At 69.5% G+C, this 25,948-nt stretch carries 29 protein-coding genes; 1 reads left to right on the plus strand and 28 read right to left on the minus strand.

Features of this window, described 5'->3' with window-relative positions; all coding sequences use genetic code 11:
• Nucleotides 1-109: 109 nt before the first annotated feature.
• The 25 genes from rplO to rpsL all read right to left on the minus strand — a co-directional run bounded on the left by rplO (nt 110) and on the right by rpsL (nt 14,688).
• Complete coding sequence (gene rplO / locus B056_RS0127785; protein ID WP_018505114.1) at nt 110-604, minus strand: 50S ribosomal protein L15; 495 nt, start codon at nt 602-604, stop codon at nt 110-112.
• The gene (gene rpmD, locus B056_RS0127790) at nt 604-789 is read right to left on the minus strand and encodes a 50S ribosomal protein L30 (protein WP_018505115.1); all 186 of its coding nucleotides are present in this window, start codon (nt 787-789) and stop codon (nt 604-606) included. The genes rplO and rpmD overlap by 1 nt, the downstream gene beginning before the upstream one ends.
• Complete coding sequence (rpsE, locus tag B056_RS0127795) at nt 789-1,397, minus strand: 30S ribosomal protein S5 (RefSeq protein WP_018505116.1); 609 nt, start codon at nt 1,395-1,397, stop codon at nt 789-791. The genes rpmD and rpsE overlap by 1 nt, the downstream gene beginning before the upstream one ends.
• Before the next feature lie 29 nt (nt 1,398-1,426).
• Nucleotides 1,427-1,801, minus strand: coding sequence for a 50S ribosomal protein L18 (gene rplR / locus B056_RS0127800; RefSeq protein ID WP_018505117.1), 375 nt, complete (start codon nt 1,799-1,801; stop codon nt 1,427-1,429).
• 10 nt (nt 1,802-1,811) lie between these two features.
• Nucleotides 1,812-2,348 (minus strand): 50S ribosomal protein L6, encoded by a 537-nt coding sequence (rplF, locus tag B056_RS0127805; protein WP_018505118.1) that lies wholly within the window; start codon nt 2,346-2,348, stop codon nt 1,812-1,814.
• A gap of 12 nt (nt 2,349-2,360) precedes the next feature.
• Nucleotides 2,361-2,768, minus strand: coding sequence for a 30S ribosomal protein S8 (gene rpsH / locus B056_RS0127810; RefSeq protein WP_018505119.1), 408 nt, complete (start codon nt 2,766-2,768; stop codon nt 2,361-2,363).
• Between the two features lie 76 nt (nt 2,769-2,844).
• Nucleotides 2,845-3,030: a type Z 30S ribosomal protein S14 gene (locus tag B056_RS0127815; protein WP_006539145.1), complete on the minus strand. Its 186-nt coding sequence runs from the start codon at nt 3,028-3,030 to the stop codon at nt 2,845-2,847.
• Nucleotides 3,031-3,033: 3 nt separating this feature from the next.
• Complete coding sequence (gene rplE / locus B056_RS0127820) at nt 3,034-3,603, minus strand: 50S ribosomal protein L5 (RefSeq protein ID WP_018505120.1); 570 nt, start codon at nt 3,601-3,603, stop codon at nt 3,034-3,036.
• Between the two features lie 29 nt (nt 3,604-3,632).
• Entirely contained in the window at nt 3,633-3,950 is a 318-nt protein-coding gene (gene rplX, locus B056_RS0127825; RefSeq protein WP_018505121.1) for a 50S ribosomal protein L24, read from the minus strand.
• Between the two features lie 12 nt (nt 3,951-3,962).
• Nucleotides 3,963-4,331 carry a 50S ribosomal protein L14 gene (rplN, locus tag B056_RS0127830; protein ID WP_018505122.1) on the minus strand — a complete coding sequence of 123 codons (369 nt, stop codon included), beginning with the start codon at nt 4,329-4,331 and terminating at the stop codon, nt 3,963-3,965.
• Between the two features lie 156 nt (nt 4,332-4,487).
• A complete protein-coding gene (gene rpsQ, locus B056_RS0127835) occupies nt 4,488-4,796 on the minus strand; it encodes a 30S ribosomal protein S17 (RefSeq protein WP_026240219.1) in 309 nt (102 codons plus the stop codon).
• Between the two features lie 20 nt (nt 4,797-4,816).
• Nucleotides 4,817-5,068: a 50S ribosomal protein L29 gene (gene rpmC / locus B056_RS0127840; RefSeq protein ID WP_018505124.1), complete on the minus strand. Its 252-nt coding sequence runs from the start codon at nt 5,066-5,068 to the stop codon at nt 4,817-4,819.
• Nucleotides 5,068-5,484, minus strand: coding sequence for a 50S ribosomal protein L16 (rplP, locus tag B056_RS0127845; RefSeq protein WP_018505125.1), 417 nt, complete (start codon nt 5,482-5,484; stop codon nt 5,068-5,070). Before rplP ends, rpmC begins: the two co-directional genes overlap by 1 nt.
• A gap of 6 nt (nt 5,485-5,490) precedes the next feature.
• A complete protein-coding gene (rpsC, locus tag B056_RS0127850; protein WP_018505126.1) occupies nt 5,491-6,468 on the minus strand; it encodes a 30S ribosomal protein S3 in 978 nt (325 codons plus the stop codon).
• The gene (gene rplV, locus B056_RS0127855; protein WP_018505127.1) at nt 6,468-6,890 is read right to left on the minus strand and encodes a 50S ribosomal protein L22; all 423 of its coding nucleotides are present in this window, start codon (nt 6,888-6,890) and stop codon (nt 6,468-6,470) included. The genes rpsC and rplV overlap by 1 nt, the downstream gene beginning before the upstream one ends.
• Nucleotides 6,883-7,164 carry a 30S ribosomal protein S19 gene (gene rpsS / locus B056_RS0127860; protein WP_018505128.1) on the minus strand — a complete coding sequence of 94 codons (282 nt, stop codon included), beginning with the start codon at nt 7,162-7,164 and terminating at the stop codon, nt 6,883-6,885. Before rpsS ends, rplV begins: the two co-directional genes overlap by 8 nt.
• A gap of 75 nt (nt 7,165-7,239) precedes the next feature.
• Nucleotides 7,240-8,073 carry a 50S ribosomal protein L2 gene (rplB, locus tag B056_RS0127865; protein ID WP_018505129.1) on the minus strand — a complete coding sequence of 278 codons (834 nt, stop codon included), beginning with the start codon at nt 8,071-8,073 and terminating at the stop codon, nt 7,240-7,242.
• Nucleotides 8,074-8,131: 58 nt separating this feature from the next.
• Complete coding sequence (rplW, locus tag B056_RS0127870) at nt 8,132-8,428, minus strand: 50S ribosomal protein L23 (RefSeq protein ID WP_018505130.1); 297 nt, start codon at nt 8,426-8,428, stop codon at nt 8,132-8,134.
• Nucleotides 8,425-9,144: a 50S ribosomal protein L4 gene (gene rplD / locus B056_RS0127875; protein WP_018505131.1), complete on the minus strand. Its 720-nt coding sequence runs from the start codon at nt 9,142-9,144 to the stop codon at nt 8,425-8,427. The genes rplW and rplD overlap by 4 nt, the downstream gene beginning before the upstream one ends.
• Nucleotides 9,141-9,854: a 50S ribosomal protein L3 gene (gene rplC / locus B056_RS0127880; protein WP_018505132.1), complete on the minus strand. Its 714-nt coding sequence runs from the start codon at nt 9,852-9,854 to the stop codon at nt 9,141-9,143. The genes rplD and rplC overlap by 4 nt, the downstream gene beginning before the upstream one ends.
• An 18-nt stretch (nt 9,855-9,872) precedes the next feature.
• Nucleotides 9,873-10,181 carry a 30S ribosomal protein S10 gene (rpsJ, locus tag B056_RS0127885; protein ID WP_006539131.1) on the minus strand — a complete coding sequence of 103 codons (309 nt, stop codon included), beginning with the start codon at nt 10,179-10,181 and terminating at the stop codon, nt 9,873-9,875.
• A gap of 289 nt (nt 10,182-10,470) precedes the next feature.
• Entirely contained in the window at nt 10,471-11,664 is a 1,194-nt protein-coding gene (tuf, locus tag B056_RS0127890; protein WP_018505133.1) for an elongation factor Tu, read from the minus strand.
• 76 nt (nt 11,665-11,740) lie between these two features.
• Nucleotides 11,741-13,837, minus strand: coding sequence for an elongation factor G (gene fusA, locus B056_RS0127895; protein WP_020572746.1), 2,097 nt, complete (start codon nt 13,835-13,837; stop codon nt 11,741-11,743).
• Between the two features lie 6 nt (nt 13,838-13,843).
• Entirely contained in the window at nt 13,844-14,314 is a 471-nt protein-coding gene (rpsG, locus tag B056_RS0127900; RefSeq protein ID WP_018505135.1) for a 30S ribosomal protein S7, read from the minus strand.
• Entirely contained in the window at nt 14,314-14,688 is a 375-nt protein-coding gene (gene rpsL / locus B056_RS0127905; RefSeq protein WP_009740532.1) for a 30S ribosomal protein S12, read from the minus strand. Before rpsL ends, rpsG begins: the two co-directional genes overlap by 1 nt.
• 1,094 nt (nt 14,689-15,782) lie before the next feature.
• Between rpsL and mug the strand changes: the two genes are divergently transcribed.
• Complete coding sequence (gene mug, locus B056_RS0127910; protein ID WP_154677284.1) at nt 15,783-16,436, plus strand: G/U mismatch-specific DNA glycosylase; 654 nt, start codon at nt 15,783-15,785, stop codon at nt 16,434-16,436.
• 178 nt (nt 16,437-16,614) lie between these two features.
• Here mug and B056_RS0127915 read toward each other — a convergent pair whose 3' ends face one another.
• The 3 genes from B056_RS0127915 to rplL all read right to left on the minus strand — a co-directional run bounded on the left by B056_RS0127915 (nt 16,615) and on the right by rplL (nt 25,760).
• Nucleotides 16,615-20,505, minus strand: coding sequence for a DNA-directed RNA polymerase subunit beta' (locus tag B056_RS0127915; protein WP_018505137.1), 3,891 nt, complete (start codon nt 20,503-20,505; stop codon nt 16,615-16,617).
• A gap of 196 nt (nt 20,506-20,701) precedes the next feature.
• Nucleotides 20,702-24,127: a DNA-directed RNA polymerase subunit beta gene (rpoB, locus tag B056_RS0127925; protein ID WP_018505139.1), complete on the minus strand. Its 3,426-nt coding sequence runs from the start codon at nt 24,125-24,127 to the stop codon at nt 20,702-20,704.
• Nucleotides 24,128-25,367: 1,240 nt separating this feature from the next.
• Nucleotides 25,368-25,760, minus strand: a complete 393-nt coding sequence (rplL, locus tag B056_RS0127930) for a 50S ribosomal protein L7/L12 (protein WP_018505140.1) — start codon at nt 25,758-25,760, stop codon at nt 25,368-25,370.
• Nucleotides 25,761-25,948 lie beyond the last annotated feature (188 nt).

Genomic DNA, 25,948 nt, shown 5'->3' on the forward strand with positions numbered 1-25,948 from the left:
AAGGGCCACCGGGCCTCGGTGACACCGGCGGCCAACTGCGGCGCGCCGGTGCGGAAACGCACGAACGCCTCGGGACGGCTAGGTCGCCCCACCCGCCCCGAGGCCACTCTCACGCCTGGGTGACACTGCCCCCGGCGGCCTCGATCTTCTGCTTCGCCGAACCGGAGAAGGCATGCGCCGTCACCTGGACGGCCACGCCGATCTCGCCGTCGCCGAGCACCTTCACCAGCGACTTGCCCCGGATCGCGCCGGCGGCGACCAGGTCGTCGACGCCGATCGCGCCGCCGTCGGGGAACAGCTCCTCCAGGGTGGCGACGTTCACCACCTGGTATTCGGTGCGGAACCGGTTACGGAAGCCCTTGAGCTTGGGAACCCGCATGTGCAGGGGCATCTGGCCGCCCTCGAAGCGCGCCGGCACCTGCTTGCGTGCCTTCGAGCCCTTGGTGCCACGGCCGGCCGTCTTGCCCTTGGAGCCCTCACCGCGGCCCACGCGCTGCTTCTTCTTGTGGGCGCCCGGCGCCGGGCGAAGGTGGTGGACCTTCAGCCCGCGGCCGCGCTCCTCCGCGGTGGCGGAGTCCGACTTCTCCAGCGTCTTCTCGGCCATCAGGAGTCCACCTCCTCGACCCGCACGAGATGGGTCACGGTCGCGATCATCCCGAGGACCTCGGGACGGTCGTCACGGACGGTGCTCGCGTTGATCTTGCGTAGCCCCAGCGTGCGCAGCGTCTCGCGCTGGTTACGGGTGCCGCCGATCTCGGAGCGGATCTGCGTGATGCGCAACTTGGCCATTACGCACCGACCCCGGCCGCCCGCGCGCGCAGCATCGCCGGCGGAGCGACATCCTCCAGCGGCAGCCCACGGCGGGCGGCGATCTCCTCGGGACGCATCAAACCGCGCAGCGCGGCGACAGTCGCGTGCACGATGTTGATCGGGTTGGACGACCCGAGTGACTTCGACAGTACGTCGTGCACCCCGGCGCACTCCAGCACGGCGCGCACCGGACCACCGGCGATGACACCGGTACCGGGCGAGGCGGGCTTGAGCAGCACGACACCGGCGGCTTCCTCACCCTGCACCGGGTGCGGGATGGTGGAGCCGATCCGCGGGACCTTGAAGAAGTGCTTCTTGGCCTCCTCGACCCCCTTGGCGATCGCCGCGGGGACCTCCTTGGCCTTCCCGTAGCCGACGCCGACGGTGCCGTCCGCGTCGCCCACCACGACGAGCGCCGTGAAGCTGAACCGACGCCCGCCCTTCACGACCTTCGCCACGCGGTTGATGGCGACGACCCGCTCGACATAAGCGGTCTTCTCCTGCGCCGGGCCACCGCCCGAACGGTCGCGGCGCTCGCGGCGGTCGGAACCGCCGGAGCCGCCTCCGCGGCGCTGCTGGCCTGGCATCTAGAACATCTCCCTAGTGGATGTGGTCATCAGAAGTTCAGCCCGCCCTCGCGGGCCGCGTCGGCCAGCGCGGCGATCCGGCCGTGGTAGGTGCGACCGCCCCGGTCGAACACCACGGCGTCGATCCCGGCGGCGCGCGCACGCTCCGCGACGAGCCGACCGACCTCGCGGGCCTTGCCGCTCTTGTCCCCGTCGGAGGCGCGCAGCCCGTCCTCCAGCGTGGACGCCGAGGCCAGGGTGTGCCCGGCGACGTCGTCGATGACCTGGGCGTAGATGTGCCGCGAGGACCGGGTGACGACGAGACGCGGCCGGATCGGGGTGCCCGACACCTTCTTGCGCACGCGGACGTGGCGGCGGAGCTTGGCCGTCCGCCGGCGCGCGCTGGCGCTGAGGCTCACTGCCATGTCTGTCTACCTACTTCCCGGTCTTCCCGACCTTGCGGCGAACGACCTCGCCCTGGTACCGCACACCCTTGCCCTTGTACGGGTCGGGCTTGCGCAGTCCGCGGATCTTGGCGGCGACCTCGCCCACCTGCTGCTTGTCGATGCCGTGCACGACGAAGCGGGTGGGGGTCTGCACCTCGAACCGGATGCCCTCGGGGGCCTTCACCGGTACCGGGTGGCTGTAGCCGAGGGCGAACTCGAGGTCCGAGCCGCGAGCCTGGACCCGGTACCCGACCCCGACGATCTCCAGGGTCTTCGAGTACCCGGTGGTGACCCCGACGACCATGTTGGACACCAGGGTGCGGGTGAGGCCGTGCAGCGAGCGGCTGCGCCGCTCGTCGTTCGGCCGGTTGACGATGAGCTGACCGTCCTCGCGGACGACCTCGATCGGCTCCGCGACCGTGTGGCTCAGCGAACCCTTGGGGCCCTTGATCGTGACCTTCGGGCCGTCGAGAGAGATCTCCACGCCGGTGGGAACACTGATGGGCTGGCGCCCGATCCGTGACATCGTTCGCCTTCCTTACCAGACGTAGGCGAGGACTTCCCCGCCCACGCGCCGCTTGCCGGCCTGCCTGTCGGTCAGTAGACCCGACGAGGTGGAGATGATCGCGACGCCCAGGCCACCGAGGACCTTCGGCAGGTTCGTCGACTTGGCGTACACACGCAGACCCGGCTTGCTGATCCGCTTCACACCCGCGATCGACCGCTCCCGGTTGGGGCCGTACTTCAGGTCGACGATCAGCGTGCGGCCGACCGCGCCTTCGGCGGGGTCCTCGACGTGCCAGCCGAGGATGTAACCCTCCTGCTGGAGGATCTCGGCGATGTGCGTCTTGATCTTGCTGTGCGGCATCACCACCCGGTCGTGATAAGCCCGGTTGGCGTTGCGGACACGGGTGAGCATGTCCGCGATCGGATCGGTCATCGTCATGGCTTGACGCCTTTCTCACGGGGGTTCCCGCCGCTCGCGCACGAGGTGCGCGGGCCTACCGCGATCGTGTGTTGAACTACCAGGAGCTCTTGGTCACGCCGGGCAGCTCGCCGCGGTGGGCCATCTGCCGCAGGCACACCCGGCACAGGCCGAACACGCGGTAGACCGAGCGCGGGCGGCCACACCGCTGGCAGCGGGTGTAGCCGCGGACGGCGTACTTGGGCTTGCGGGCGGCCTTTTCGACCAGCGCCTTCTTCGCCATTTCTCAGCTCTCCCGGAACGGGAAGCCCAGCGCCCTCAGCAGCGCCCGGCCCTCGTCGTCGTTGGTCGCGGTGGTCACGACCGTGATGTCCATGCCCCGGACCCGGTCGATCCGGTCGATGTCGATCTCATGGAAGATCGACTGCTCGGTCACGCCGAACGTGTAGTTCCCGGCGCCGTCGAACTGCTTCGGCGAGAGTCCGCGGAAGTCGCGGATGCGGGGCAGCGCGATCGTGACCAGGCGGTCGAGGAACTCCCACATCCGGTCACCGCGCAGGGTCACCTTCGCCCCGATGGGCTGGCCCTCGCGCAGCTTGAACTGGGCGATGGACTTCTTCGCCCGGCGCACGGCCGGCTTCTGGCCGGTGATGGCCGCGAGGTCCCTGGTCGCGCCGTCGATCAGCTTCGCGTCCCGGGCCGCGTCGCCGACGCCCATGTTGACGACGACCTTCACCACGCCGGGGATCTGCATGACGTTGCCGTAGGAGAACTCCTCCCGCAGCGCCGGGGCGATCTCCTCGCGGTACCGCTGCTTCAGCCGCGGGACCGGCCGGGCTTCCGTGGTCACACTCATGTCTCGTTTCCTAGCCTTGCGCCGGGGGCCTAGAGCTCGGCACCGGTGCGGCGCGAGATCCGGACCTTGGTGCCGTCGTCGTTGAAGCGGTAACCGACGCGGGTCGGACGGCCGTCGGACGGGTCGACGATCATCACGTTGCTGACGTGGATCGGCGCCTCCTGGGTGACGATCCCGCCGGACTGCGAGCCACGCGAGCTCTGCTGGACGCGGGTGTGCTTGGTGATCCGGTTCGCGCCCTCGACCACGACCTTGTTCTGGTCGGGGATGGCCCGGATGACCTTGCCCTTCAGGCCGCGGTCCTTGCCCGTGACGATCTGGACCGTGTCACCCTTCTTGATCTTCATACCGGCCACGGTCTACAGCACCTCCGGCGCCAGCGAAATAATCTTCATGAAACGCTTGTCCCGCAGCTCGCGGCCGACCGGCCCGAAGATGCGGGTACCACGGGGGTCTCCCCCGTCCCGGATGAGCACCGCGGCGTTCTCGTCGAAACGGATGTAGGAGCCGTCCGGGCGCCGCCGTTCCTTCTTGGTGCGCACCACGACCGCCTTGACCACGTCGCCGCGCTTCACGCCGGCGCCGGGCAGGGCGTCCTTCACCGTGCCGACGATGATGTCGCCGATCCCCGCGTAACGACGCCCAGAGCCGCCGAGCACCCGGATGCACAGAATTTCCCTGGCTCCGGTGTTGTCGGCGACCCGAAGTCGCGACTCCTGCTGAATCACTTTCCGCTCCTGATCACCCGTTGCCGCCCGACCGCCGCCGACCGGCTCTGCTCTCTGCCACCGGTGACGACCGCGAGGTCTGCGTGTCCGGCCGGCGGCGGGCCCGCCTCACGCGAGCCCTGCCACCGGCCGATCCACCGCGATCCCCAGAGGGACCTACTTCGCCTTCTCGAGGATCTGGACGACCCGCCAGCGCTTGGTGGCCGACAGCGGCCGCGTCTCCATCAGCAGGACGCGGTCGCCGACACCGACGGTGCCGTTCTCGTCGTGCGCCTTGACCCTCTTGGTACGACGGATCGTCTTGCCGTAGAGCGGGTGCTGGACCCGGTCCTCGACGGCGACGACCACCGTCTTCTGCATCTTGCCGCTGATCACCAGACCCTCACGCACCTTGCGGAAGCCGCGCTCGGAAGGCGCCTCCGCGGTGTCGGGAGTGCTGGTGCTGTCCGTGCTCACTTCGCTCACGTCGTCTCCGCTCACTGCGCTCACGCCCGATCCGACTCGGCGGCGTCCACCGCGACGGCCGGATCACCGCTCATGCCGAGCTCGCGCTCACGCATGACGGTGTAGATCCGGGCGATGTCCCGGCGGACGTCACGCAGCCGGCGGTTGTTGCGGAGCTGCCCGGTCGCGGCCTGGAAGCGGAGGTTGAACAGCTCCTCCTTGGCCTCGCGCAGCTTGTCGACCAGCTCGGTGGCGGACAGGCCGCGCAGGTCGTCCGTGGTCGTGACGGCCATCAGGCACCACCCTCACGGGTCACGAAACGGCACTTCATCGGCAGCTTGTGGATGGCGCGCCGCATCGCCTCACGGGCGACCGGCTCGGCCACGCCGGAGAGCTCGAACATGATGCGTCCGGGCTTCACGTTCGCGACCCACCACTCCGGCGAGCCCTTGCCGGAACCCATCCGGGTCTCGGCGGGCTTCTTCGTCAGCGGGCGGTCCGGATAGATGTTGATCCAGACCTTTCCACCACGCCGGATGTGCCGGGTCATCGCGATACGCGCCGACTCGATCTGCCGGTTCGTCACGTAGGCCGACTCCAGCGACTGGATCGCGTACTCACCGAAGGCGATCCTCGTGCCGCCCTTGGCCGCGCCCGTCCGCTTCGGGTGGTGCTGCTTGCGGTGCGCGACCTTCCGGGGAATAAGCATGTTTTCCTAACCCTCCGCCTTCTCCGGCGCGCCCTGGGCCTCGGCGGTCGTCACGGCGGCCGGGGCCGCGGTGGTCTCGGGCGCGACCGCCGGGGTCTCCACCGGCGTGCCCTCGACCGCGGCCGACTCGGTCGTCGGCTTCTCCGCCGTGGCCTTCTCGGCGCCGGAGGCCTTCTCGGCCGAGCCGCCACCGCCACCGCTGCCACCACGGCCGCGGCGGTCGCCGGCGCGGGCCGCGGCCCGACCGGCGTCCGTGCCGCCCTGCGTGGTGCCGGACGAGCCCGAGCGCGGCCCGCGGCGCGGGCGCTCCCGGCGCTGCTGACGCAGCAGGGCCTCCTGGGCCTCCCGCTCCGCCCGGCTCTGGACGATGTCGCCCTTGTAGATCCAGACCTTCACGCCGATCCGGCCGAAGTTCGTCCGGGCCTCGTAGAAGCCGTAGTCGATGTCCGCGCGCAGCGTGTGCAGCGGCACCCGGCCCTCGCGGTAGAACTCCGACCGGCTCATCTCGGCGCCGCCGAGGCGGCCCGAGCACTGGACCCGGATGCCCTTGGCACCGCTCTTCATCGCGGACTGCATCGCCTTGCGCATCGCGCGGCGGAAGCTGACCCGGCTGGAGAGCTGCTCGGCGACGCCCTGCGCCACGAGCTGCGCGTCGACCTCGGGGTTCTTCACCTCGAGGATGTTGAGCTGCACCTGCTTGCCGGTGAGCTTCTCGAGGTCACCGCGGATGCGGTCGGCCTCGGCGCCACGCCGGCCGATCACGATGCCCGGGCGGGCGGTGTGGATGTCCACCCGCAGCCGACCCTGGGTGCGCTCGATGTCGACCCGGCTGATGCCCGCCCGCTCCATGCCCTTGGACATCATCTTGCGGATCTTGACGTCCTCACCGACGTACGCCTTGTACTGCTTGTCGGCGTACCAACGGGAGGTGAACTCCGACGTGATGCCAAGTCGGAACCCGTGCGGGTTTACCTTCTGCCCCACTACCGGGCCCTCCTTGTAGTCCTGGCGCCGGCGCCAGTGGACACCGGTTCCCGGCTCTCCACCACGACCGTGATGTGGCTGGTGCGCTTGCGGATCCGGTAGGCCCGGCCCTGCGCGCGCGGCCGGATGCGCTTGAGCGTCGGCCCCTCGTCCACGTAGGCGGCGCCGATCCAGAGCGTCGCCGGGTCGAGGTTGTGGTTGTTCTCCGCGTTCGCCACCGCGCTCGCCACGACCTTGTAGACATCCGTGCTCGCCGCCTGGGGGGCGAACCGGAGGATGTCGAGCGCCTCGCTCGCGGACCGGCCGCGGACCAGGTCGACGACCCGGCGGGCCTTGGTCGGCGAGGTGTGCACGTAGCGGGCGGTCGCCTTCGCGCCGGGCAGACCGGCGCGGGTCAGGCCGTCGACGAGGTCGTCAGCCACGGCGTGACCTCCGGTCCTCCTTGACGTGCCCGCGGAAGGTGCGCGTGGGCGCGAACTCGCCGAGCTTGTGCCCGACCATTCCCTCGGTGATGAACACGGGGACGTGCTTGCGCCCGTCGTGCACGGCGATCGTGTGGCCCAGCATGTCGGGGATCACGGTCGAACGACGAGACCAGGTCCGGATGACGTGCTTGGTGCCCTTCTCGTTCTGTACGTCCACCTTCTTGAGCAGGTGGTCGTCGACGAACGGGCCCTTTTTAAGACTGCGTGGCATGGCTGTGTCTCCTCCTTCCTGCTCAGTGGTGGGTGTGGCTCGGGCTGGCCGGCGGCCGGGCGAGCAGAGTCATGACTAGCGCCGCCTGTTCTGCTTGCGGCGCCGGACGATCAGCGCGTCGCTGGACTTCTTGGTGCGGCGGGTGCGGCCCTCCGGACGGCCCTTCGGGTTGACCGGGTGGCGGCCACCGGAGGTCTTGCCCTCACCACCACCGTGCGGGTGGTCGACCGGGTTCATCGCGACACCACGCACGGTGGGCCGACGGCCCTTCCAGCGCATGCGGCCGGCCTTGCCCCAGTTGATGTTGCTCTGCTCGGCGTTGCCGACCTCGCCGACGGTGGCGCGGCAGCGCACGTCGACGTTGCGGATCTCACCGGAGGGCATCCGGAGCTGCGCGTACGGCCCGTCCTTGGCCACGAGCTGCACACTGGTGCCGGCGCTGCGGGCGATCTTGGCGCCGCCGCCGGGACGCAGCTCGATGGCGTGCACCACGGTGCCGGTCGGGATGTTGCGCAGCGGCAGGGCGTTGCCCGGCTTGATGTCCGCGCCGACACCCGAGCTGACCAGGTCGCCCTGGCGCAGCTTCACCGGGGCGAGGATGTAGCGCTTCTCGCCGTCGACGTAGTGCAGCAGAGCGATCCGCGCGGTGCGGTTCGGGTCGTACTCGATGTGCGCGACCTTGGCCGGCACGCCGTCCTTGTCCCGCCGGAAGTCGATGATCCGGTAGGCGCGCTTGTGACCGCCGCCCTGGTGCCGGGTCGTGATCCGCCCGTGGACGTTGCGACCGCCCTTGGAGTGCAGCGGGCGGACGAGCGACTTCTCCGGGTGATCACGGGTGATCTCGACGAAGTCCGCGACGCTCGAGCCACGACGCCCCGGCGTCGTCGGCTTGTACCTGCGAATACCCATGTTCTACTTCCGATCCGACGCCGGGCCGAGCGGCACCCGGGTACGCCCCACGCGGGTGTCAGGCACCGGGGCCTCCGAAGATCTCAATGCTGTCACCGGGCGCGAGGCTGACGAGCGCCCGCTTGGTGGCCGAGCGGTGTCCCCAGCCGTGCTTGGTCCGCTTGCGCTTGCCCGCCCGGTTGATCGTGTTGACCCGGGTCACCCGCACGTTGAAGATCTTCTGTACGGCGAGCTTGATCTGGGTCTTGTTCGCGTCGGGGCGAACGATGAACGTGTAGACGTTCTCGTCGAGCAGGCCGTAGCTCTTCTCGGAGACGACCGGCCGGAGAATGATGTCTCGCGGGTCGGGGATCACTTGTCCTCCTCCTCGCCGGCTGAGGTCGCCGGACGGGAGGCCCGACCGAGGTACGCGGTGAGCGCGCCCTCGGTGAACACCACGTCGTCACTCACCAGCACGTCGTAGGTGTTGAGCTGGCCCGGGTCGAGCAGGTGGACCTCGGCCACGTTGCGCAGGCTGAGCCAGGTCAGCTCGTCCGAGCGCAGCGCCACGACCAGGACGCGGCGCGCGTCCACCAGGCTGGTCAGCGCGGCCACGGCCGACTTGGTCGACGGGGTGTCCCCGGTGACCAGCGACGAGACCACGTGCAGCCGGTTGTTGCGGGCCCGGTCCGACAGGGCCCCGCGCAGCGCGGCGGCCTTCATCTTCTTGGGCGTCCGCTGGTCGTAGTTTCGCGGCGTCGGGCCGTGGACGATGCCACCACCGGTGAACTGCGGCGCGCGCAGCGAGCCCTGCCGGGCCCGGCCGGTGCCCTTCTGGCGGTAGGGCTTGCGCCCACCGCCGCGGACCTCGCCACGGGTCTTCGTGGAGTGCGTGCCCTGCCGGGCCGCGGCGAGCTGCGCCACGACGACCTGGTGGATCAGCGGCACGTTCACCGGCACGTCGAACACCGCGCCGGGCAGCTCGACGCTGCCGGCGTCGCCGCCCGCGGGGGCGTGCACCGGGACCGTGCGGTCCACCGGCGCGTCCGCCTCGGCGGGGGCTTCCTTCGTTATCGTCGCCGTCGGGCTCATGCCGAGGCCTCCTCACCGGTGCCGGTGGCCACGGCGGCCGCCACCGGAGCGGCCGGCTCCGGAGCGGGGCGCTTGGCCGCGCTGCGAACGAAGACCAGACCGCCGTCGGGGCCGGGAATCGCGCCCTTGATCAGCAGAAAGCCACGCTCGGTGTCGACGGCGTGGATGGTCAGCCCGGCCACGGTCACGCGGTCGTGCCCCATCCGGCCCGCCATCCGCAGGCCCTTGAAGACCCGTCCCGGAGTGGCGCAGCCGCCGACGGAACCCGGGGAGCGATGCTTGCGCTCGACACCGTGACCGGCGCCCAGGCCCTTGAAGCCGTGTCGCTTCATGACACCGGCGAAGCCCTTGCCCTTGGAGGTGCCGGTGACGTCGACCACCTGGCCGGCGTCGAACACCTCACCGGTCAGCTGCTGGCCGGGCCGGTAGTTGCCGGCGTCCGCGGTGCGCAGCTCGACGAGGTGCCGCCGGGGGGTGGCACCGGAGGTCTCGAAGTGACCACGCATCGGCTTGTTGATCCGGCGCGGGTCGATCTCGCCGTAGCCGAGCTGGACGGCCGAGTAGCCGTCGGAGTCGGGTGTCTTGACCTGGGTCACGACGTTGGGGCCGGCCTGGATGACGGTGACCGGCACGACGCGGTTGTTCGCGTCCCATACCTGGGTCATCCCGAGCTTGGTGCCCAGGAGCCCTCTGTAATTGCGGTTGAGCATGACTGGCGCCGGCCCCTCTTACAGCTTGATCTCGATGTCCACGCCGGCGGGCAGGTCGAGGCGCATCAGCGAGTCGACCGTCTTCGGCGTCGGGTCAAGAATGTCGATCAGCCGCTTGTGCGTCCGCATCTCGAAGTGCTCGCGGCTGTCCTTGTACTTGTGCGGCGACCGGATGACGCAGTAGACGTTCTTCTCCGTCGGCAGCGGCACCGGACCCGCGACCTGCGCACCGGTACGCGTCACGGTCTCGACGATCTTCCGCGCCGAGCTGTCGATGACCTCGTGGTCATAGGCCTTGAGCCGGATGCGGATCTTCTGTGCCGCCATGGTGGGCTTCGCCTGTCCTGTCTGTCTCGTCCGGCCGGTATCACTACCGGGTCCCCGTCGACCTCTTCCCGTTCCGCGGCGCGGGCCGCCGCCGGAAGGGGCTGGCGGCCCGGCGGGTCCGGGTTCGTGCCGGGTGTACCGCCTTGTCTGGTGCCCCGTCGGCCGCGAGTACGCGGCCGACGTGGGCGGCTTGCGATCCCGGTCGCGGCACGGGGCGTGACACCCCGGCGTTGCCGGCCGGCAACAGCGGGCGGCGGGGACCCCGTGGGGCACCCGCCGCCCGCCACCACTACTTGATGACCTTCAGAACCTGGCCCGCACCGACGGTCCGGCCACCCTCACGGATGGCGAACCGCAGGCCCTCCTCCATGGCGATCGGCTGGATCAGCTCGACCGTCATCTCGGTGTTGTCGCCCGGCATGACCATCTCGGTGCCCTCGGGGAGGGTCACGACGCCGGTCACGTCGGTGGTGCGGAAGTAGAACTGCGGGCGGTAGTTCTTGAAGAACGGCGTGTGCCGGCCACCCTCGTCCTTGTTGAGGATGTAGACGCGCGCCTCGAACACCGTGTGCGGGGTGATCGACTTCGGCTTCACGATGACCTGGCCGCGCTCGACGTCCTCGCGCTTGATGCCACGCAGGAGGAGGCCGACGTTGTCACCGGCCTGGCCCTCGTCGAGCAGCTTGCGGAACATCTCGACGCCGGTCACGGTCGTCGTGGTGGTCTCCGGCTTGATGCCGACGATCTCCACGGTCTCGTTGACCTTGACGATTCCACGCTCGATACGACCCGTGACGACCGTGCCACGACCCGTGATCGTGAAGACGTCCTCGATCGGCATGAGGAACGGCCGGTCGATGTCACGCTCGGGCTCGGGGATGGACGCGTCCACCGCGGCCATGAGCTCGAGGAGCTTGGCGCCCCACTCCTTGTCACCCTCCAGCGCCTTGAGCGCGGAGACACGGATGACCGGGACGTCGTCGCCGGGGAACTCGTAGGTGTTCAGGAGCTCCCGGACCTCGAGCTCGACGAGCTCGAGGATCTCCTCGTCGTCGACCATGTCGGCCTTGTTCAGCGCCACGACGATGTACGGCACGCCGACCTGGCGGGCCAGGAGCACGTGCTCCTTCGTCTGCGGCATGGGGCCGTCGGTCGCCGAGACCACCAGGATCGCGCCGTCCATCTGCGCGGCACCGGTGATCATGTTCTTGATGTAGTCGGCGTGCCCAGGGCAGTCGACGTGCGCGTAGTGCCGCGCGTCGGTCTGGTACTCGACGTGCGCGATCGAGATCGTGATCCCGCGGGCCTTCTCCTCCGGCGCCTTGTCGATCTGGTCGAACGGCGTGAACGGGTTGAGGTCCGGGTGCGCGTCGTGCAGGACCTTCGTGATCGCGGCCGTCAGCGTCGTCTTGCCATGGTCGATGTGACCGATGGTGCCGATGTTGACGTGCGGCTTGGTCCGCTCGAACTTCTGCTTCGCCACTGGTGTCCCTCCAAGGACGGGTGGTGTCGTGCTGTGTAGTCGTCAGTGGTGCCGGCAGGCCGGCCCGGGGGGCCCGCTACTCGCCTCGCGCCTTCGCGATGATCTCCTTGGCCACGTTCTGCGGAACCTCGGCGTAGGAGTCGAACTGCATCGAGTAGCTCGCCCGGCCGGAGGTCTTCGACCGCAGGTCGCCGACATACCCGAACATCTCGGAGAGCGGCACCAGGGCCTTGACGATCCGGGAACCGCCCCGCTCGTCCATCGCCTGGATCTGCCCACGACGCGAGTTCAGGTCGCCGATCACGTCGCCCATGTGGTCCTCGGGCGTGGTGACCTCGACCGACATCAGCGGCTCGAGAATGACCGGGTCGGCCTTCCGTGCCGCGTCCTTGAAGGCCATCGAGCCGGCGATCTTGAACGCGAGCTCGGAGGAGTCGACCTCGTGGAACTGGCCGTCCCGCAGCGTGACCTTGACGTCCACGAGCGGGTAACCGGCCAGGACACCGAACTCCATGGCCTCCTGGCAGCCGGCGTCCACCGACGGGATGAACTCCCGTGGGATGCGGCCGCCGGTCACCTTGTTCTCGAACTCGTAGCCGCCGCCGTCGCCGCCGGAGGGCTCCAGGTCGATGATCACCCGGGCGTACTGGCCGGACCCACCCGTCTGCTTCTTGTGGGTGTAGTCGACCTTCTCCACCTTGCGGCGGATGGTCTCGCGGTAGGCCACCTGCGGCTTGCCGACGTTCGCCTCGACGCCGTACTCACGGCGCATCCGGTCGACGAAGACCTCGAGGTGCAGCTCACCCATCCCGGCGATGACCGTCTGACCGGTCTCCTCGTCGGTGCGGACCTGGAAGGTCGGGTCCTCTTCGGTGAGCCGCTGGATCGCGGTGCCCAGCTTCTGCTGGTCAGCCTTCGTCTTCGGCTCGATGGCGACGTCGATGACCGGGGCAGGGAAGATCATCGACTCGAGGATGACCGGCGAGTTCGGGTCACAGAGCGTGTCGCCGGTGGTGGTGTTCTTCAGGCCCACCACGGCCACGATCTGACCCGCGCCCACGCCGTCCCGGTCCTCCCGGTGGTTGGCGTGCATCTGCAGGATGCGGCCGATGCGCTCCTTGCGGTCCTTGGTCGAGTTCAGCACCGCGGTACCGCTGGTGATCTTGCCGGAGTACACCCGGATGTAGGTCAGCTTGCCGACGTACGGGTCCGACATGATCTTGAAGGCCAGCGCCGAGAACGGCGCGTCGTCGTCGGCCTCGCGGACGATCTCGGTCTCTTCCTTCCCGACCGCGTGACCGGTCACCGAGCCGATGTCCGTCGGCGAGGGGAGGAAGTCGACGACCGCGTCGAGCATGGGCTGCACGCCCTTGTTCTTGAACGCGGAACCGCAGAGCACCGGGTTGATCTTGCTGGCCACCGTGGCCCGCCGCAGCGCCGCCATGAGCTGCTCCTCGGTGGGCTCGACGCCCTCGAGGTAGAGCTCCATGAGCTCGTCGTCGTTCTCGGCGACGGTCTCGACCAGCTTCTCCCGCCATTCCTGCGCGGCCTCGGCGTGGTCGCTCGGGATGTCGACGGTCTCGAACGAGGCGCCCTTGTCCTCGGTGTGCCAGAGCAGGCCCTTCATGCGGATCAGGTCGATCACGCCGCGGAAGTCCGCCTCGACACCCCAGGGCAGCTGGATGACGGCGGGCGTCGCGTCCAGCCGGTCGACCATCATGTCGACGCAGCGGTGGAACTCGGCGCCGACCCGGTCCATCTTGTTGACGAACGCGATCCGCGGGACGTCGTAGCGGTCGGCCTGCTTCCAGACCGTCTCGCTCTGCGGCTCGACGCCGGCGACGGCGTCGAACACCGCGACCGCTCCGTCGAGGACGCGCAGCGACCGCTCCACCTCGACGGTGAAGTCGACGTGGCCCGGGGTGTCGATGATGTTGATGGTGTGGTCACGCCAGGAGCAGGTGGTGGCGGCGGAGGTGATGGTGATCCCCCGCTCCTGCTCCTGCTCCATCCAGTCCATCGTGGCGCCACCCTCGTGGACTTCACCGATCTTGTAGTTCACACCGGTGTAGAAGAGGATGCGCTCGGTGGTCGTGGTCTTGCCTGCGTCGATGTGGGCCATGATCCCGATGTTTCGGGTCGCGGCCAGTGCGGCACGTGCGTCAGCAGCCATGATGAGTTACCAGCGGTAGTGGGCGAAGGCCTTGTTGGACTCCGCCATCTTGTGGGTGTCCTCCCGGCGCTTCACACTCGCGCCGAGGCCGTTGCTCGCGTCGATCAGCTCGTTCATCAGGCGCTCGGTCATCGTCTTCTCACGACGACCGCGGGAGTACCCGACGAGCCAGCGCAGCGCGAGCGTGGTGCTGCGGCCCGCGCGGACCTCGACCGGAACCTGGTAGGTGGCGCCACCTACTCGGCGGCTGCGCACCTCCAACGTGGGCTTCACGTTGTCCAGCGCACGCTTGAGCGTGACGACCGGGTCGTTGCCGGTCTTGTTCTTCGCACCCTCGAGCGCGCCGTACACGATGCGCTCCGCGACCGACTTCTTGCCGCTCAACAGCACCTTGTTGACCAGGGCGGTCACCAGCGGCGAGCCGTAGACCGGGTCGACGACGACGGGGTGCTTGGGCGCGGGCCCCTTGCGCGGCATTAGCCCTTCTCCTTCTTCGCGCCGTAGCGGCTGCGAGCCTGCTTCCGGTTACGGACGCCCTGCGTGTCGAGAGCGCCCCGGACAATCTTGTAGCGAACGCCCGGGAGGTCCTTCACACGGCCACCACGCACCAGGACGATCGAGTGCTCCTGCAGGTTGTGACCGACCCCGGGGATGTAGGCCGTGACCTCGATCCCGCTGTTGAGCCGGACGCGAGCCACCTTGCGCAGCGCCGAGTTCGGCTTCTTGGGGGTGGTCGTGTAGACGCGGGTGCACACGCCACGACGCTGCGGGCTCCCCTTGAGTGCCGGGGTCTTGGTCTTCTCGACCTTGTCCTGCCGGCCCTTGCGGACCAGCTGCTGGATCGTGGGCAACGCCGCTCCCGTTCCTTCGTGCCTCGTCGTACTCGCCGGCAGCCATCCCGGATGGCCGGCCTGTCTGCCTGCTGTGTCGCGGTGCCGCTCCTCGCCTGGTTGGCACGGAGCGTGAGCGCCGGAGTGTCTGTCCCCGACCCACGCGGTCGGGCGTGTCGCGCCCTCGGTAAGTACCGGAAGCCCGATACGTCCCAGAAGGAGCGCGCCTACCCGCCCGACTCTGTCGGACCGAACCCGACTGTCACCGACGGCGGCCTGAGTACCTGACCTGAGCGGTCGGTTCTCGGCGCCACGGCGCCACGTCTGGGCGCAGGACACACGCCAGAGTCACGTGGACTCCGGCCACAGGCGCCAACACTACTCCACGCCCACGTCAAGTGTCGAACGGGGTATCACCCGACGACCACGACAGGCGCCACCGGACGACGGACGTCCTGCCTGCGCCTGGCCGTTGCGCGCTCCACGGACGGACCGGTATCCGCCAACCCGCCGGACCGGTACCGACACAACCGTCCTCCCACCGGGAAAACAGCCAGGGCGAACCCTACCGCCGACCCCTCCGGCCTCCACGAACGCCCGGCCGAAAGGCACCCGCCAATTCCCCGCCCGGGCCACGGGCCCGCGAAGCCGGCCGCCGAGACCCAAGCCCAGACCGAGGCATCGACCATCCGACCACCATCACAACCCCACCGTCGGCCATAAAAACCACTCTGACCAAAACCCGCCCCCCTCTCCCCCGACGCCCCATGGGGATGCGTGGTGGGCCGGTAGGGGCCGCCTGAGGTCCGGCGGGCTGTTGGGAGGGGGAACAGGGTCCCGGGTGGGGCGGATGATCCGCGGGGGTGGTGACACACGAGGATGCCAGGATGGCCAGCACCAGACCGCCCAGCCAGGGCACCGCGCCGGACCAGCCGACCCCGGCCAACCAGACACCAGAAGACACACCGTCGCCGGTAATCACCCCGTCCACGGGCCGCACGCTGCCAGGAGAAGACGCGCCGGCAGGAACGGAAGACACTCCGCCGGGAACGGAGGAGGCCGCGCCGGCGCGGGAAGCCACCTCCGCGCAGGAGGCCGCCGACCCGCAGAAGGCCGTGCCGGCGGCGCTGAGGTCACCGAAGCCGCCGCGACGGCCCCGGCCGGACCGTGCGGAGCTTCTCGCGGCCTATGGGAAGACCGTCCCGGACCTCGTCGGCCCGGAGACCCGGGTGCTGCTGTGTGGCATCAATCCGTCGCTGGAGTCCGGCGCCACCGGGTTCCATTTCGGGACGCCCAGTAATCGGCTCTGGCCGGTCCTGCACTTCGCCGGGTTCACCGGGCGCCGGTTGCATCCGTCCGAGACCGAGCAGCTGCGGGCCCGGGGCATCGGAATCACGAATCTGGTGCACCGCTCGACCGCTCGCGCCGATGAGATCGCCGATGACGAAATCAGAGCCGGCGTGCCGGTACTCATTGAGCTTGTCGAACGGATCCGCCCGGAATGGGTCGCCTTTCTCGGGCTCGCCGCGTACCGCCTCGGCTTCGGGCGGCGGACGGCGAAGGTCGGCCGGCAGCCGGAACGCCTCGGGCCCGCCGGGGTGTGGCTGCTACCGAACCCCAGTGGGCTGAACGCGCACTACCAGCTGCCCGACCTTGTCCGGGTCTACGGCGAACTGCGGGAGGCCGCCTTCGGGCCTGTCACGGCCACCACGCCGGCGGCGGACCCGGGCTCAGGTCCGGACCCGGGATCCGGTCACAGCGACGACTGAGGGCGGCTGAGGGCGGCTGAGGGCGACGCGGCCGCCGATCCGGCCCGCGCCCCGCACACGCCCCCGCCCCCGCCCCGCCCAAACGCCGAACGGCCCGGTGAACCGCGTACCCGCACGGTTCACCGGGCCGTCCCGGTCACAGCGTCAGACGCCCGGTGTCGGCGTCAGGCGCCCTGGCTCAGCGGTAGTCGCCCGAGCTGCGGTAGTCGAACTCGTCCAGCGGGACGGCCTGGCCGGATCCGGTGCCGAAGGCGCCGTACTCGACCGAGCCGCCGTCCTCGTAGCCGCTGACCGAGTACATCGCCGCCCGCGCCTCGTCGGTCGGCTCCACCCGGATGTTGCGGTACCGGGAGATGCCGGTACCCGCCGGGATGAGCTTTCCGATGATGACGTTCTCCTTGAGGCCGACCAGCGAGTCCGAGCGGGCGTTGATCGCCGCGTCGGTGAGCACCCGGGTGGTCTCCTGGAAGGACGCGGCCGACAGCCACGACTCGGTGGCCAGCGAGGCCTTGGTGATGCCCATGAGCACCGGGCGGGCCGAGGCCGGCTGGCCGCCGGTCTCCACCACGCGCCGGTTCTCGCCCTCGAAGCGGGCCCGCTCGACGAGCTCACCCGGCAGCAGCGTGGTCTCCCCCGACTCCAGCACGTTCACCCGCTTGAGCATCTGGCGGATGATGATCTCGATGTGCTTGTCGTGGATCGACACACCCTGCGACCGGTACACCTCCTGCACCTGGTCGACCAGGTGCAGCTGCACCTGGCGCGGGCCGAGGATGCGCAGCACCTCGTGCGGGTCGACGGCGCCGTCGATCAGCTGGGCGCCGACGTCGACCCGCTCGCCCTCGCGGACCCGCAGCCGGGAGCGACGGGAGACCGGGTAGGCGATCTCCTCGCTGCCGTCGTCGGGGACGATGACGACCTTGAAGGTCTTCTCCGTCTCCTCGATCTTGACCCGGCCGACGACCTCGCTGATCGGGGCCTTGCCCTTGGGGCTGCGGGCCTCGAACAGCTCGACGACACGCGGCAGACCCTGGGTGATGTCGTCACCGGCGACGCCACCGCTGTGGAAGGTACGCATCGTGAGCTGGGTTCCCGGCTCACCGATGGACTGGGCGGCGACGATGCCGACGGCCTCACCGACGTCCACCAGCTTGCCGGTGGCCAGCGAGCGGCCGTAGCAGTGCGCGCAGACACCCATCCGCGACTCGCAGGTGAGCGCCGAGCGCACCCGCACCGACTCGATCCCGGCCTCGATGATCTGGCCGATGACCACGTCGCCGGCGTCGGCGCCTGCCGGGACGACGACCTCGCCCTGGGCGTCGACGGCGTCGGAGGCGAGCGAGCGAGCGTACGCGGAGGTCTCCGCGTAGCGGTCGCGCACCAGCACCCCGTCCGGACCCTTGCGGGCGATCCGGGTCAGGATGCCGCGCTCGGTGCCGCAGTCCTCCTCGCGGACGATGACGTCCTGGCTGACGTCCACCAGACGACGGGTCAGGTAACCCGAGTCGGCGGTCCGCAGGGCGGTGTCGGCGAGACCCTTACGGGCACCGTGCGTCGAGATGAAGTACTCGACGACGGTGAGGCCCTCACGGAAGTTCGCCTTGATCGGCCGCGGGATGATCTCACCCTTGGGGTTGGAGACCAGTCCACGCATGCCGGCGAGCTGCCGGATCTGCATCATGTTTCCGGCGGCCCCGGAGTTGACCAGCGTGTAGACCGGGTTGGTCTCCGGGAAGTTCGCCTCCATGGCCTCGGCGATCTTGTTCGTCGCCTCGGTCCAGATCTGCACCAGCTCGCTACGGCGCTCCTCGTCGGAGAGGAAACCGCGGCCGAACTGCTTCTCGACCCGCTCGGCCCGCTGCTCGTACTCGTCGAGGATCTGGGCCTTGTTCGGCGGGGCCACGACGTCCTCGATCGCCACCGTGACACCGGACCGGGTGGCCCAGTAGAAACCGGCGCTCTTGAGGGCGTCCAGCGTCGCCGCGACCTGGATCTTCGGGTACCGCTCGGCGAGGTCGTTGACGATCGCCGCCTGCGCCTTCTTGTTCAGCTGGGCGTTGATGAAGGGGTAGCCCTCCGGCAGCGCCTCGTTGAGCAGGCAGCGCCCGAACGTGGTCTCCAGGGTGAACGGGTCACCCGGCAGCCAGTCGGCGGGCGGCGCCCACTCGGCGGGGGGCGTGCTCTCCCGCAGCCGCACCTGGATGCGGGCCTGCAGGTGGATCTCCCGCGCGTCGAAGGCCATCTGGGCCTCGGCGACGCTGGAGAAGAGCCGGCCCTCGCCGATCGCACCCTCGGACACCCGGGACAGGTGGTACACCCCGGTGACCATGTCGAGGCTGGGCATGGCCAGCGGACGGCCCGACGCCGGCGACAGGATGTTGTTGCTCGACAGCATCAGGATCCGGGCCTCGGCCTGCGCCTCGGCGGACAGCGGCAGGTGCACCGCCATCTGGTCGCCGTCGAAGTCCGCGTTGAACGCGGTGCAGACCAGCGGGTGGATCTGGATGGCCTTGCCCTCGACCAGCTGCGGCTCGAAGGCCTGGATGCCGAGGCGGTGCAGGGTCGGCGCCCGGTTGAGCAGCACGGGGTGCTCGGTGATGACCTCTTCGAGGACGTCCCACACGACCGGACGGGCCCGCTCGACCATGCGCTTGGCCGACTTGATGTTCTGCGCGTGGTTGAGGTCGACCAGGCGCTTCATCACGAACGGCTTGAACAGCTCGAGCGCCATCTGCTTGGGCAGGCCGCACTGGTGCAGCTTGAGCTGCGGACCGACCACGATGACCGAACGGCCCGAGTAGTCGACGCGCTTGCCGAGCAGGTTCTGGCGGAACCGGCCCTGCTTGCCCTTGAGCATGTCGGACAGCGACTTGAGCGGACGGTTGCCGGGCCCGGTGACGGGCCGGCCGCGGCGGCCGTTGTCGAACAGCGCGTCGACGGCCTCCTGCAGCATCCGCTTCTCGTTGTTGACGATGATCTCGGGCGCGCCGAGGTCGAGCAGCCGCTTGAGCCGGTTGTTCCGGTTGATCACCCGGCGGTACAGGTCGTTCAGGTCGGAGGTGGCGAACCGGCCACCGTCGAGCTGGACCATCGGCCGCAGGTCCGGCGGGATCACCGGAACGCAGTCGAGCACCATCCCCATCGGGGAGTTGCGGGTGTTCAGGAACGCCGACACGACCTTGAGCCGCTTGAGCGCGCGGGCCTTCTTCTGCCCCTTGCCGCTGCGGATGGTCTCGCGCAGCGACTCCGCCTCGGCGGCCAGGTCGAAGTCGGCCAGCCGGTGCTGCAGCGCCTCGGCGCCCATGCCGCCCTCGAAGTACTGGCCGAACCGGTCGCGCAGCTCGCGGAAGAGCAGCTCGTCGGGCTCGAGGTCCTGCACCTTCATGTTCTTGAACCGGTCGAAGACCCGGTCCAGGTCGTCGATCTTGCGCTGGGAGCGGTCCCGGATCTGGCGCATCTCACGCTCGGCCGACTCACGCACCTTGCGGCGGGCGTCGCCCTTGGCACCTTCGGCCTCGAGCTGCGCCAGGTCCTCCTCCAGCTTGCGCTGGCGGGTCTCGACGTCGGCGTTCTTCTTGTCCTCGAGCTGCTGCTTCTCGACGCCGATACGGGCCTCGAGGGTCGGCAGGTCGCGGTGCCGCGCGTCGATGTCGACCTTGGTGATCATGTAGGCGGCGAAGTAGATGACCTTCTCGAGGTCCTTCGGCGCCAGGTCGAGCAGGTAGCCGAGCCGGCTCGGCACACCCTTGAAGTACCAGATGTGGGTGACGGGGGCGGCGAGCTCGATGTGGCCCATCCGCTCGCGGCGCACCTTGGCGCGGGTGACCTCGACGCCACAGCGCTCACAGATGATGCCCTTGAACCGGACCCGCTTGTACTTCCCGCAGTAGCACTCCCAGTCCCGGGTCGGACCGAAGATCTTCTCGCAGAAGAGCCCGTCCTTCTCCGGCTTGAGGGTGCGGTAGTTGATCGTCTCCGGCTTCTTGACCTCACCGAACGACCACTGGCGGATGTCGTCCGCGGTGGCCAGGCCGATGCGCAGCTCGTCGAAGAAGTTGACGTCCAGCAAGACTGTCGCCTGCTCTCTCTTTCTCAGTCGGGACGCTGCCGGGGCCCCCGGGCCGGGGCCTGTGGGCTCCTACCCGGGTGGCACGAGTGGACGGGGGCGGGGGCCCGCCATGACCGGCCGCGGCCGGTCGACCGACAGCGGCCAGTCGACCGACAGCAGCCGGTCGGCGCATCCGTCGGGCGGACCCCCCGTCACGTCAGACCTCTTCGACGCTGCTGGGCTCGCGCCGTGACAGGTCGATTCCGAGCTCCTCCGCCGCGCGGAAGACGTCCTCGTCGGTGTCCCGCATCTCGATCGAGACTCCGTCGCTGGACAGCACCTCGACGTTGAGGCACAGCGACTGCATCTCCTTGATGAGGACCTTGAACGACTCCGGGATACCGGGTTCCGGGATGTTCTCGCCCTTGACGATCGCCTCGTAGACCTTCACTCGGCCGACGACGTCGTCCGACTTGATCGTGAGGAGCTCCTGCAGGGCGTAGGCGGCGCCGTACGCCTCGAGCGCCCACACCTCCATCTCACCGAACCGCTGGCCACCGAACTGGGCCTTACCACCGAGCGGCTGCTGCGTGATCATCGAGTAGGGGCCGGTCGACCGGGCGTGGATCTTGTCGTCGACCAGGTGCAGGAGCTTGAGGATGTAGATGTAGCCGACCGCCACGGGGTACGGGTACGGCTCCCCGGTGCGGCCGTCGTACAGCTCGGCCTTGCCGGAGGAACCGATCATCTGCTGCCCGTCCCGGTTGGGCAGGGTGGCGTCGAGCAGGCCGGTGATCTCCTCCTCGCGGGCACCGTCGAACACCGGCGTCGCCACGTTGGTCCCGGGCGGGGCGGCGTCCGCGCCGATGCCGCGCAGCCGCTCCTTCCAGTCCTCCGTGCCGGAGTCGACCTGCCAGCCGGTCTTGGCGACCCAGCCGAGGTGCGTCTCCAGGATCTGGCCGATGTTCATCCGGCGCGGCACACCGTGCGGGTTGAGCACGACGTCGACCGCGGTGCCGTCGGGGAGGAACGGCATGTCCTCCACCGGCAGGATCTTGGCGATGACGCCCTTGTTGCCGTGCCGGCCGGCGAGCTTGTCACCGTCGGTGATCTTGCGCTTCTGGGCCACGTAGACGCGGACCAGCTCGTTCACGCCCGGGGGCAGCTCGTCGCCGTCCTCGCGGGAGAACACGCGGACACCGATGACCTTGCCGGACTCACCGTGCGGCACCTTCAGCGAGGTGTCCCGGACCTCCCGGGCCTTCTCACCGAAGATGGCGCGCAGCAGGCGCTCCTCCGGGGTCAGCTCGGTCTCGCCCTTCGGGGTGACCTTGCCGACCAGCACGTCACCGGGCGACACCTCGGCGCCGATCCGGATGATGCCGCGCTCGTCGAGGTCGGCGAGGACCTCCTCGGCGACGTTCGGGATGTCCCGGGTGATCTCCTCCGGGCCCAGCTTGGTGTCGCGGGCGTCGACCTCGTGCTCCTCGATGTGGATCGAGGAGAGGACGTCGTCCTGCACCAGGCGCTGGGAGAGGATGATCGCGTCCTCGTAGTTGTGCCCCTCCCACGGCATGAAGGCCACCAGGAGGTTCTTGCCCAGGGCCATCTCGCCGTTGTCGGTGCACGGGCCGTCGGCGATGACCTGGCCGGCCTCGACGCGGTCGCCCTCGAACACGATCGGCTTCTGGTTGATGCAGGTGCCCTGGTTCGACCGGCGGAACTTCGCCAGCCGGTAGGTGCGCCGCGTCCCGTCGTCGTGCATGACGGTGATGTAGTCGGCCGAGAGGTCCTCGACGACGCCGGACTGGGCGCAGACGACCACGTCGCCGGCGTCCTTGGCCGCACGGGCCTCCATGCCGGTGCCGACCAGCGGCGCCTCGGAACGCAGCAGCGGCACCGACTGGCGCTGCATGTTCGAGCCCATCAGGGCGCGGTTGGCGTCGTCGTGCTCGAGGAAGGGGATCATCGCCGTCGCGACGGACACCATCTGCCGCGGCGAGACGTCCATGTAGTCGACCTCGTCCGGCGGGATGAACTCGACCTCACCGCCCTTGCGGCGGACCAGGACGCGGTCCTCGGCGAACGTGCCGTCCGCGTTCAGCGGGGTGTTCGCCTGCGCCTTGACGTGGCGGTCCTCCTCGTCCGCGGTCAGGTAGTCGATCTGGCCGGTGACCCGGCCGCTCTCCACCTTGCGGTACGGGGTCTCGACGAAGCCGAACGGGTTGACCCGCGCGAACGTCGACAGCGAGCCGATCAGGCCGATGTTCGGGCCTTCCGGCGTCTCGATCGGGCACATCCGGCCGTAGTGGCTGGGGTGCACGTCGCGGACCTCGAAGCCGGCCCGCTCCCGGGACAGACCGCCGGGGCCCAGCGCGGACAGGCGGCGCTTGTGGGTCAGGCCGGCCAGCGGGTTCGTCTGGTCCATGAACTGGGAGAGCTGGCTGGTGCCGAAGAACTCCTTGATGGAGGCGACGACCGGCCGGATGTTGATCAGGGTCTGCGGCGTGATCGCCTCGACGTCCTGGGTCGTCATGCGCTCACGGACGACACGCTCCATCCGGGCCAGGCCGAGGCGGACCTGGTTCTGGATGAGCTCGCCGACCGTGCGCAGGCGCCGGTTGCCGAAGTGGTCGATGTCGTCGACCTCGTAGTTGTCCGGGTCCTGGCCCGCGTGCAGCTTGACGATGTACTCGATCGTGCGGACGACGTCGTCCTCGGTGAGGACGCCGACGTCGTGCGCGACCTCGAGGGTCAGCTTCTTGTTCACCTTGTAGCGGCCGACCTTGGCCAGGTCGTAGCGCTTCGGGTTGAAGAAGAGGTTCTCCAGCAGGGTCTGCGCCGACTCCCGCGTCGGCGGCTCGCCCGGGCGCAGCTTGCGGTAGATGTCGAGCAGGGCGTCGTCCTGGCTGGAGGTGTGATCCTTCTCCAGGGTGACCCGCATCGACGGGAAGTCGCCGAAGCGCTCCAGGATGCGGGCCTCGTCCCAGCCCAGAGCCTTGAGCAGGACGGTGACCGACTGGCGGCGCTTGCGGTCGATGCGGACGCCGACGGTGTCCCGCTTGTCGATCTCGAACTCGAGCCAGGCCCCACGAGAGGGGATCACCTTGCAGGAGAACAGGTCCTTGTCGGACGCCTTGTCGATCGCCTTCTCGAAGTACACACCCGGGGACCGGACGAGCTGGCTGACCACCACGCGCTCGGTGCCGTTGATGACGAACGTGCCCTTCGGGGTCATGAGCGGGAAGTCGCCCATGAACACCGTCTGGCTCTTGATCTCACCGGTGGTGTTGTTGGTGAACTCGGCGGTGACGAACAGCGGCGCCGAGTAGGTCATGTCCTTGTCCTTGCACTCCTCTACGGAGTACTTGGGAGGCTCGAACCTGTGATCCCGGAAGGACAGGGACATCGAGCCGGAGAAGTCCTCGATCGGGGAGATCTCCTCGAAGACCTCCTCGAGCCCGGAGGTGATGGGGACATCGTTCCTGTCGGCGTCGATGGCCTCCTGGACCCGCTCCGCCCAGATGTCGTTGCCGATCAGCCAATCGAATGACTGCGTCTGCAGGGCGAGAAGATCCGGGACCTCGAGAGGCTCGATGATCTTTGCGAACGAGATGCGGGAAGCGGAACGCGAGGCGGCCAAGGTGGTCCTTCCGGTGGCCTGATCGTGGGGCTGGCGTCGCGGATGTCAAGGATCCGTAAGGGGGTGGTCAGGTGATCAGTGTCTCGCTACGGTTGTGCGGAACGTCGGCGGGGGGTACCCCGGCAATGCGAGGATCCCGAGATGGAGACTGCGTCGCGGATGCGGCAACCAGCGGGGCGGCGACCGCCCGCGCGGACGCCGACGCGGGCGGAACTGTGGGGCCGAGCGCCCGCGTGACACCCGGAGTCCACTGGCTCGGGGCATGACGGAGCGGCCGCGGGTCTGGTCGGCACGCGTGTGGCACGGCCACACGGCGCCGGCGCGGCGATCTCGGATCGACGTGTCGGTGCAGCAAAGGCGAAGAGTCTCGTTCGGGTCTCGGTTCGGACAGCCGGGCCGCCGTGCCCGCAAGCGAGACACGGCCACGCCGCTCTCGCGTCACCCCGAACCCGCTGAGGCGGCAGGTGCCCGGCCAATGGGCCGAAGGACCGCGGACCGCCCCGCGGCGCGAATCCGATCACCCCAGGGGATCGGATCCCGATGTCGAACGTGTTACCGACGAGCCCGTTGCAACGAGAAAGACAGCGCAAACTAGCAGTGTAGCCGACGGCTTCACTGCTGGCAAGGACGAGACCTGATCACGTCGCGCGCCGCTTCCCTACGAAGGTTCGCGAAATGATGGAACTCCGTAGCCCCGGAGCTAGTCAAGGCCTCAAGGGCAACATCGTCTCGGCCCGATCTCGCCGTTGACACGCCGCTCCGGGTGGGCCGGACCGCCGCCGACCGAGCGCCCCGGCCGGCCCGTCCCGCGGAAGATGCCCCGTGAGAAGGCCATTCATGCATGAAACGGGCGAAGGCGCCGCCCTGATCACGCCACCGACCGGCCGCCCGAACGGCCGATCACGGTCTCTCCGGCCGTCCCGCGGGCCCACTCCACGGCCCGACGACGACACCGAAGTCTTACCACCACCGGCCCCGCCCGCCAGTCGGATCACCACCCGCCGCGCCGCCCCACCGGACCGCGGACCGCCGTGCCACCGGACCGCGCCGCCGCGCCGCACCCGGTCGCGCAGCGCCGGACACGCCGAAGCCCCGCCCCGGACGTACCGGGACGGGGCTCAAGGTCATCCGCCCCCGGCCGGCGGGAGGCCGGCCGGGGAGCGGGATGTCCGCCGCGACGACAGCGCGCCGGCGCCGGGGCCACGGCGGACCGGTGCCGGCAGGCGGCACCGGTACCGAACTACTTGACGGTGACGGTGGCGCCGGCGCCCTCGAGGGCCGCCTTGGCCTTGTCCGCGGCCTCCTTGGCGACCTTCTCCAGGACGGGCTTGGGGGCGCCGTCCACGAGGTCCTTGGCCTCCTTGAGGCCCAGGCTGGTGAGCGCGCGGACCTCCTTGATGACCTGGATCTTCTTGTCACCGACGGACTCGAGGATCACGTCGAACTCGTCCTGCTCCTCGACGGCGGCGGCCTCGCCGCCCGCGCCACCGGCCACCGGGCCGGCCGCGATGGCGACCGGGGCGGCCGCGGTCACGCCGAACGTGTCCTCGAACTGCTTCACGAACTCCGAGAGCTCCAGGAGCGTCATCTCCTTGAACGCGCCGAGGAGCTCGTCGGTCGAAAGCTTCGCCATGGTGGCGGTTCCTTCCTTGTAATGCCGATCAGATGATCCGGCGCCCGGCCATGCCGGGGGGTGTCGTCAGGTGGGTGGTCGGTCGTCGCGTCCCGTGGGACGCGGCCCCGCCGGGGCACCACCCCGCGAGGGCGGCTCGGTGCGGGCCAGCCGCGGCCGCACCGGGACACCGCCCGCGGGACGGGGGT

Origin of the sequence: Parafrankia discariae, assembly GCF_000373365.1 — a bacterium.
Lineage (GTDB): Bacteria > Actinomycetota > Actinomycetes > Frankiales > Frankiaceae > Parafrankia > Parafrankia discariae.

Bases quoted from the DNA above. Each gene is read 5' to 3' on its own strand.
- rplO (WP_018505114.1), bottom strand. From the start codon at position 604: ATGGCCGAGAAGACGCTGGAGAAGTCGGACTCCGCCACCGCGGAGGAG.
- rpmD (WP_018505115.1), bottom strand. From the start codon at position 789: ATGGCCAAGTTGCGCATCACGCAGATCCGCTCCGAGATCGGCGGCACC.
- rpsE (WP_018505116.1), bottom strand. From the start codon at position 1,397: ATGCCAGGCCAGCAGCGCCGCGGAGGCGGCTCCGGCGGTTCCGACCGC.
- rplR (WP_018505117.1), bottom strand. From the start codon at position 1,801: ATGGCAGTGAGCCTCAGCGCCAGCGCGCGCCGGCGGACGGCCAAGCTC.
- rplF (WP_018505118.1), bottom strand. From the start codon at position 2,348: ATGTCACGGATCGGGCGCCAGCCCATCAGTGTTCCCACCGGCGTGGAG.
- rpsH (WP_018505119.1), bottom strand. From the start codon at position 2,768: ATGACGATGACCGATCCGATCGCGGACATGCTCACCCGTGTCCGCAAC.
- B056_RS0127815 (WP_006539145.1), bottom strand. From the start codon at position 3,030: ATGGCGAAGAAGGCGCTGGTCGAAAAGGCCGCCCGCAAGCCCAAGTAC.
- rplE (WP_018505120.1), bottom strand. From the start codon at position 3,603: ATGAGTGTGACCACGGAAGCCCGGCCGGTCCCGCGGCTGAAGCAGCGG.
- rplX (WP_018505121.1), bottom strand. From the start codon at position 3,950: ATGAAGATCAAGAAGGGTGACACGGTCCAGATCGTCACGGGCAAGGAC.
- rpmC (WP_018505124.1), bottom strand. From the start codon at position 5,068: ATGGCCGTCACGACCACGGACGACCTGCGCGGCCTGTCCGCCACCGAG.
- rplP (WP_018505125.1), bottom strand. From the start codon at position 5,484: ATGCTTATTCCCCGGAAGGTCGCGCACCGCAAGCAGCACCACCCGAAG.
- rpsS (WP_018505128.1), bottom strand. From the start codon at position 7,164: ATGCCACGCAGTCTTAAAAAGGGCCCGTTCGTCGACGACCACCTGCTC.
- rplB (WP_018505129.1), bottom strand. From the start codon at position 8,073: ATGGGTATTCGCAGGTACAAGCCGACGACGCCGGGGCGTCGTGGCTCG.
- rplD (WP_018505131.1), bottom strand. From the start codon at position 9,144: ATGAGCCCGACGGCGACGATAACGAAGGAAGCCCCCGCCGAGGCGGAC.
- rplC (WP_018505132.1), bottom strand. From the start codon at position 9,854: ATGCTCAACCGCAATTACAGAGGGCTCCTGGGCACCAAGCTCGGGATG.
- rpsJ (WP_006539131.1), bottom strand. From the start codon at position 10,181: ATGGCGGCACAGAAGATCCGCATCCGGCTCAAGGCCTATGACCACGAG.
- fusA (WP_020572746.1), bottom strand. From the start codon at position 13,837: ATGGCTGCTGACGCACGTGCCGCACTGGCCGCGACCCGAAACATCGGG.
- rpsG (WP_018505135.1), bottom strand. From the start codon at position 14,314: ATGCCGCGCAAGGGGCCCGCGCCCAAGCACCCCGTCGTCGTCGACCCG.
- rplL (WP_018505140.1), bottom strand. From the start codon at position 25,760: ATGGCGAAGCTTTCGACCGACGAGCTCCTCGGCGCGTTCAAGGAGATG.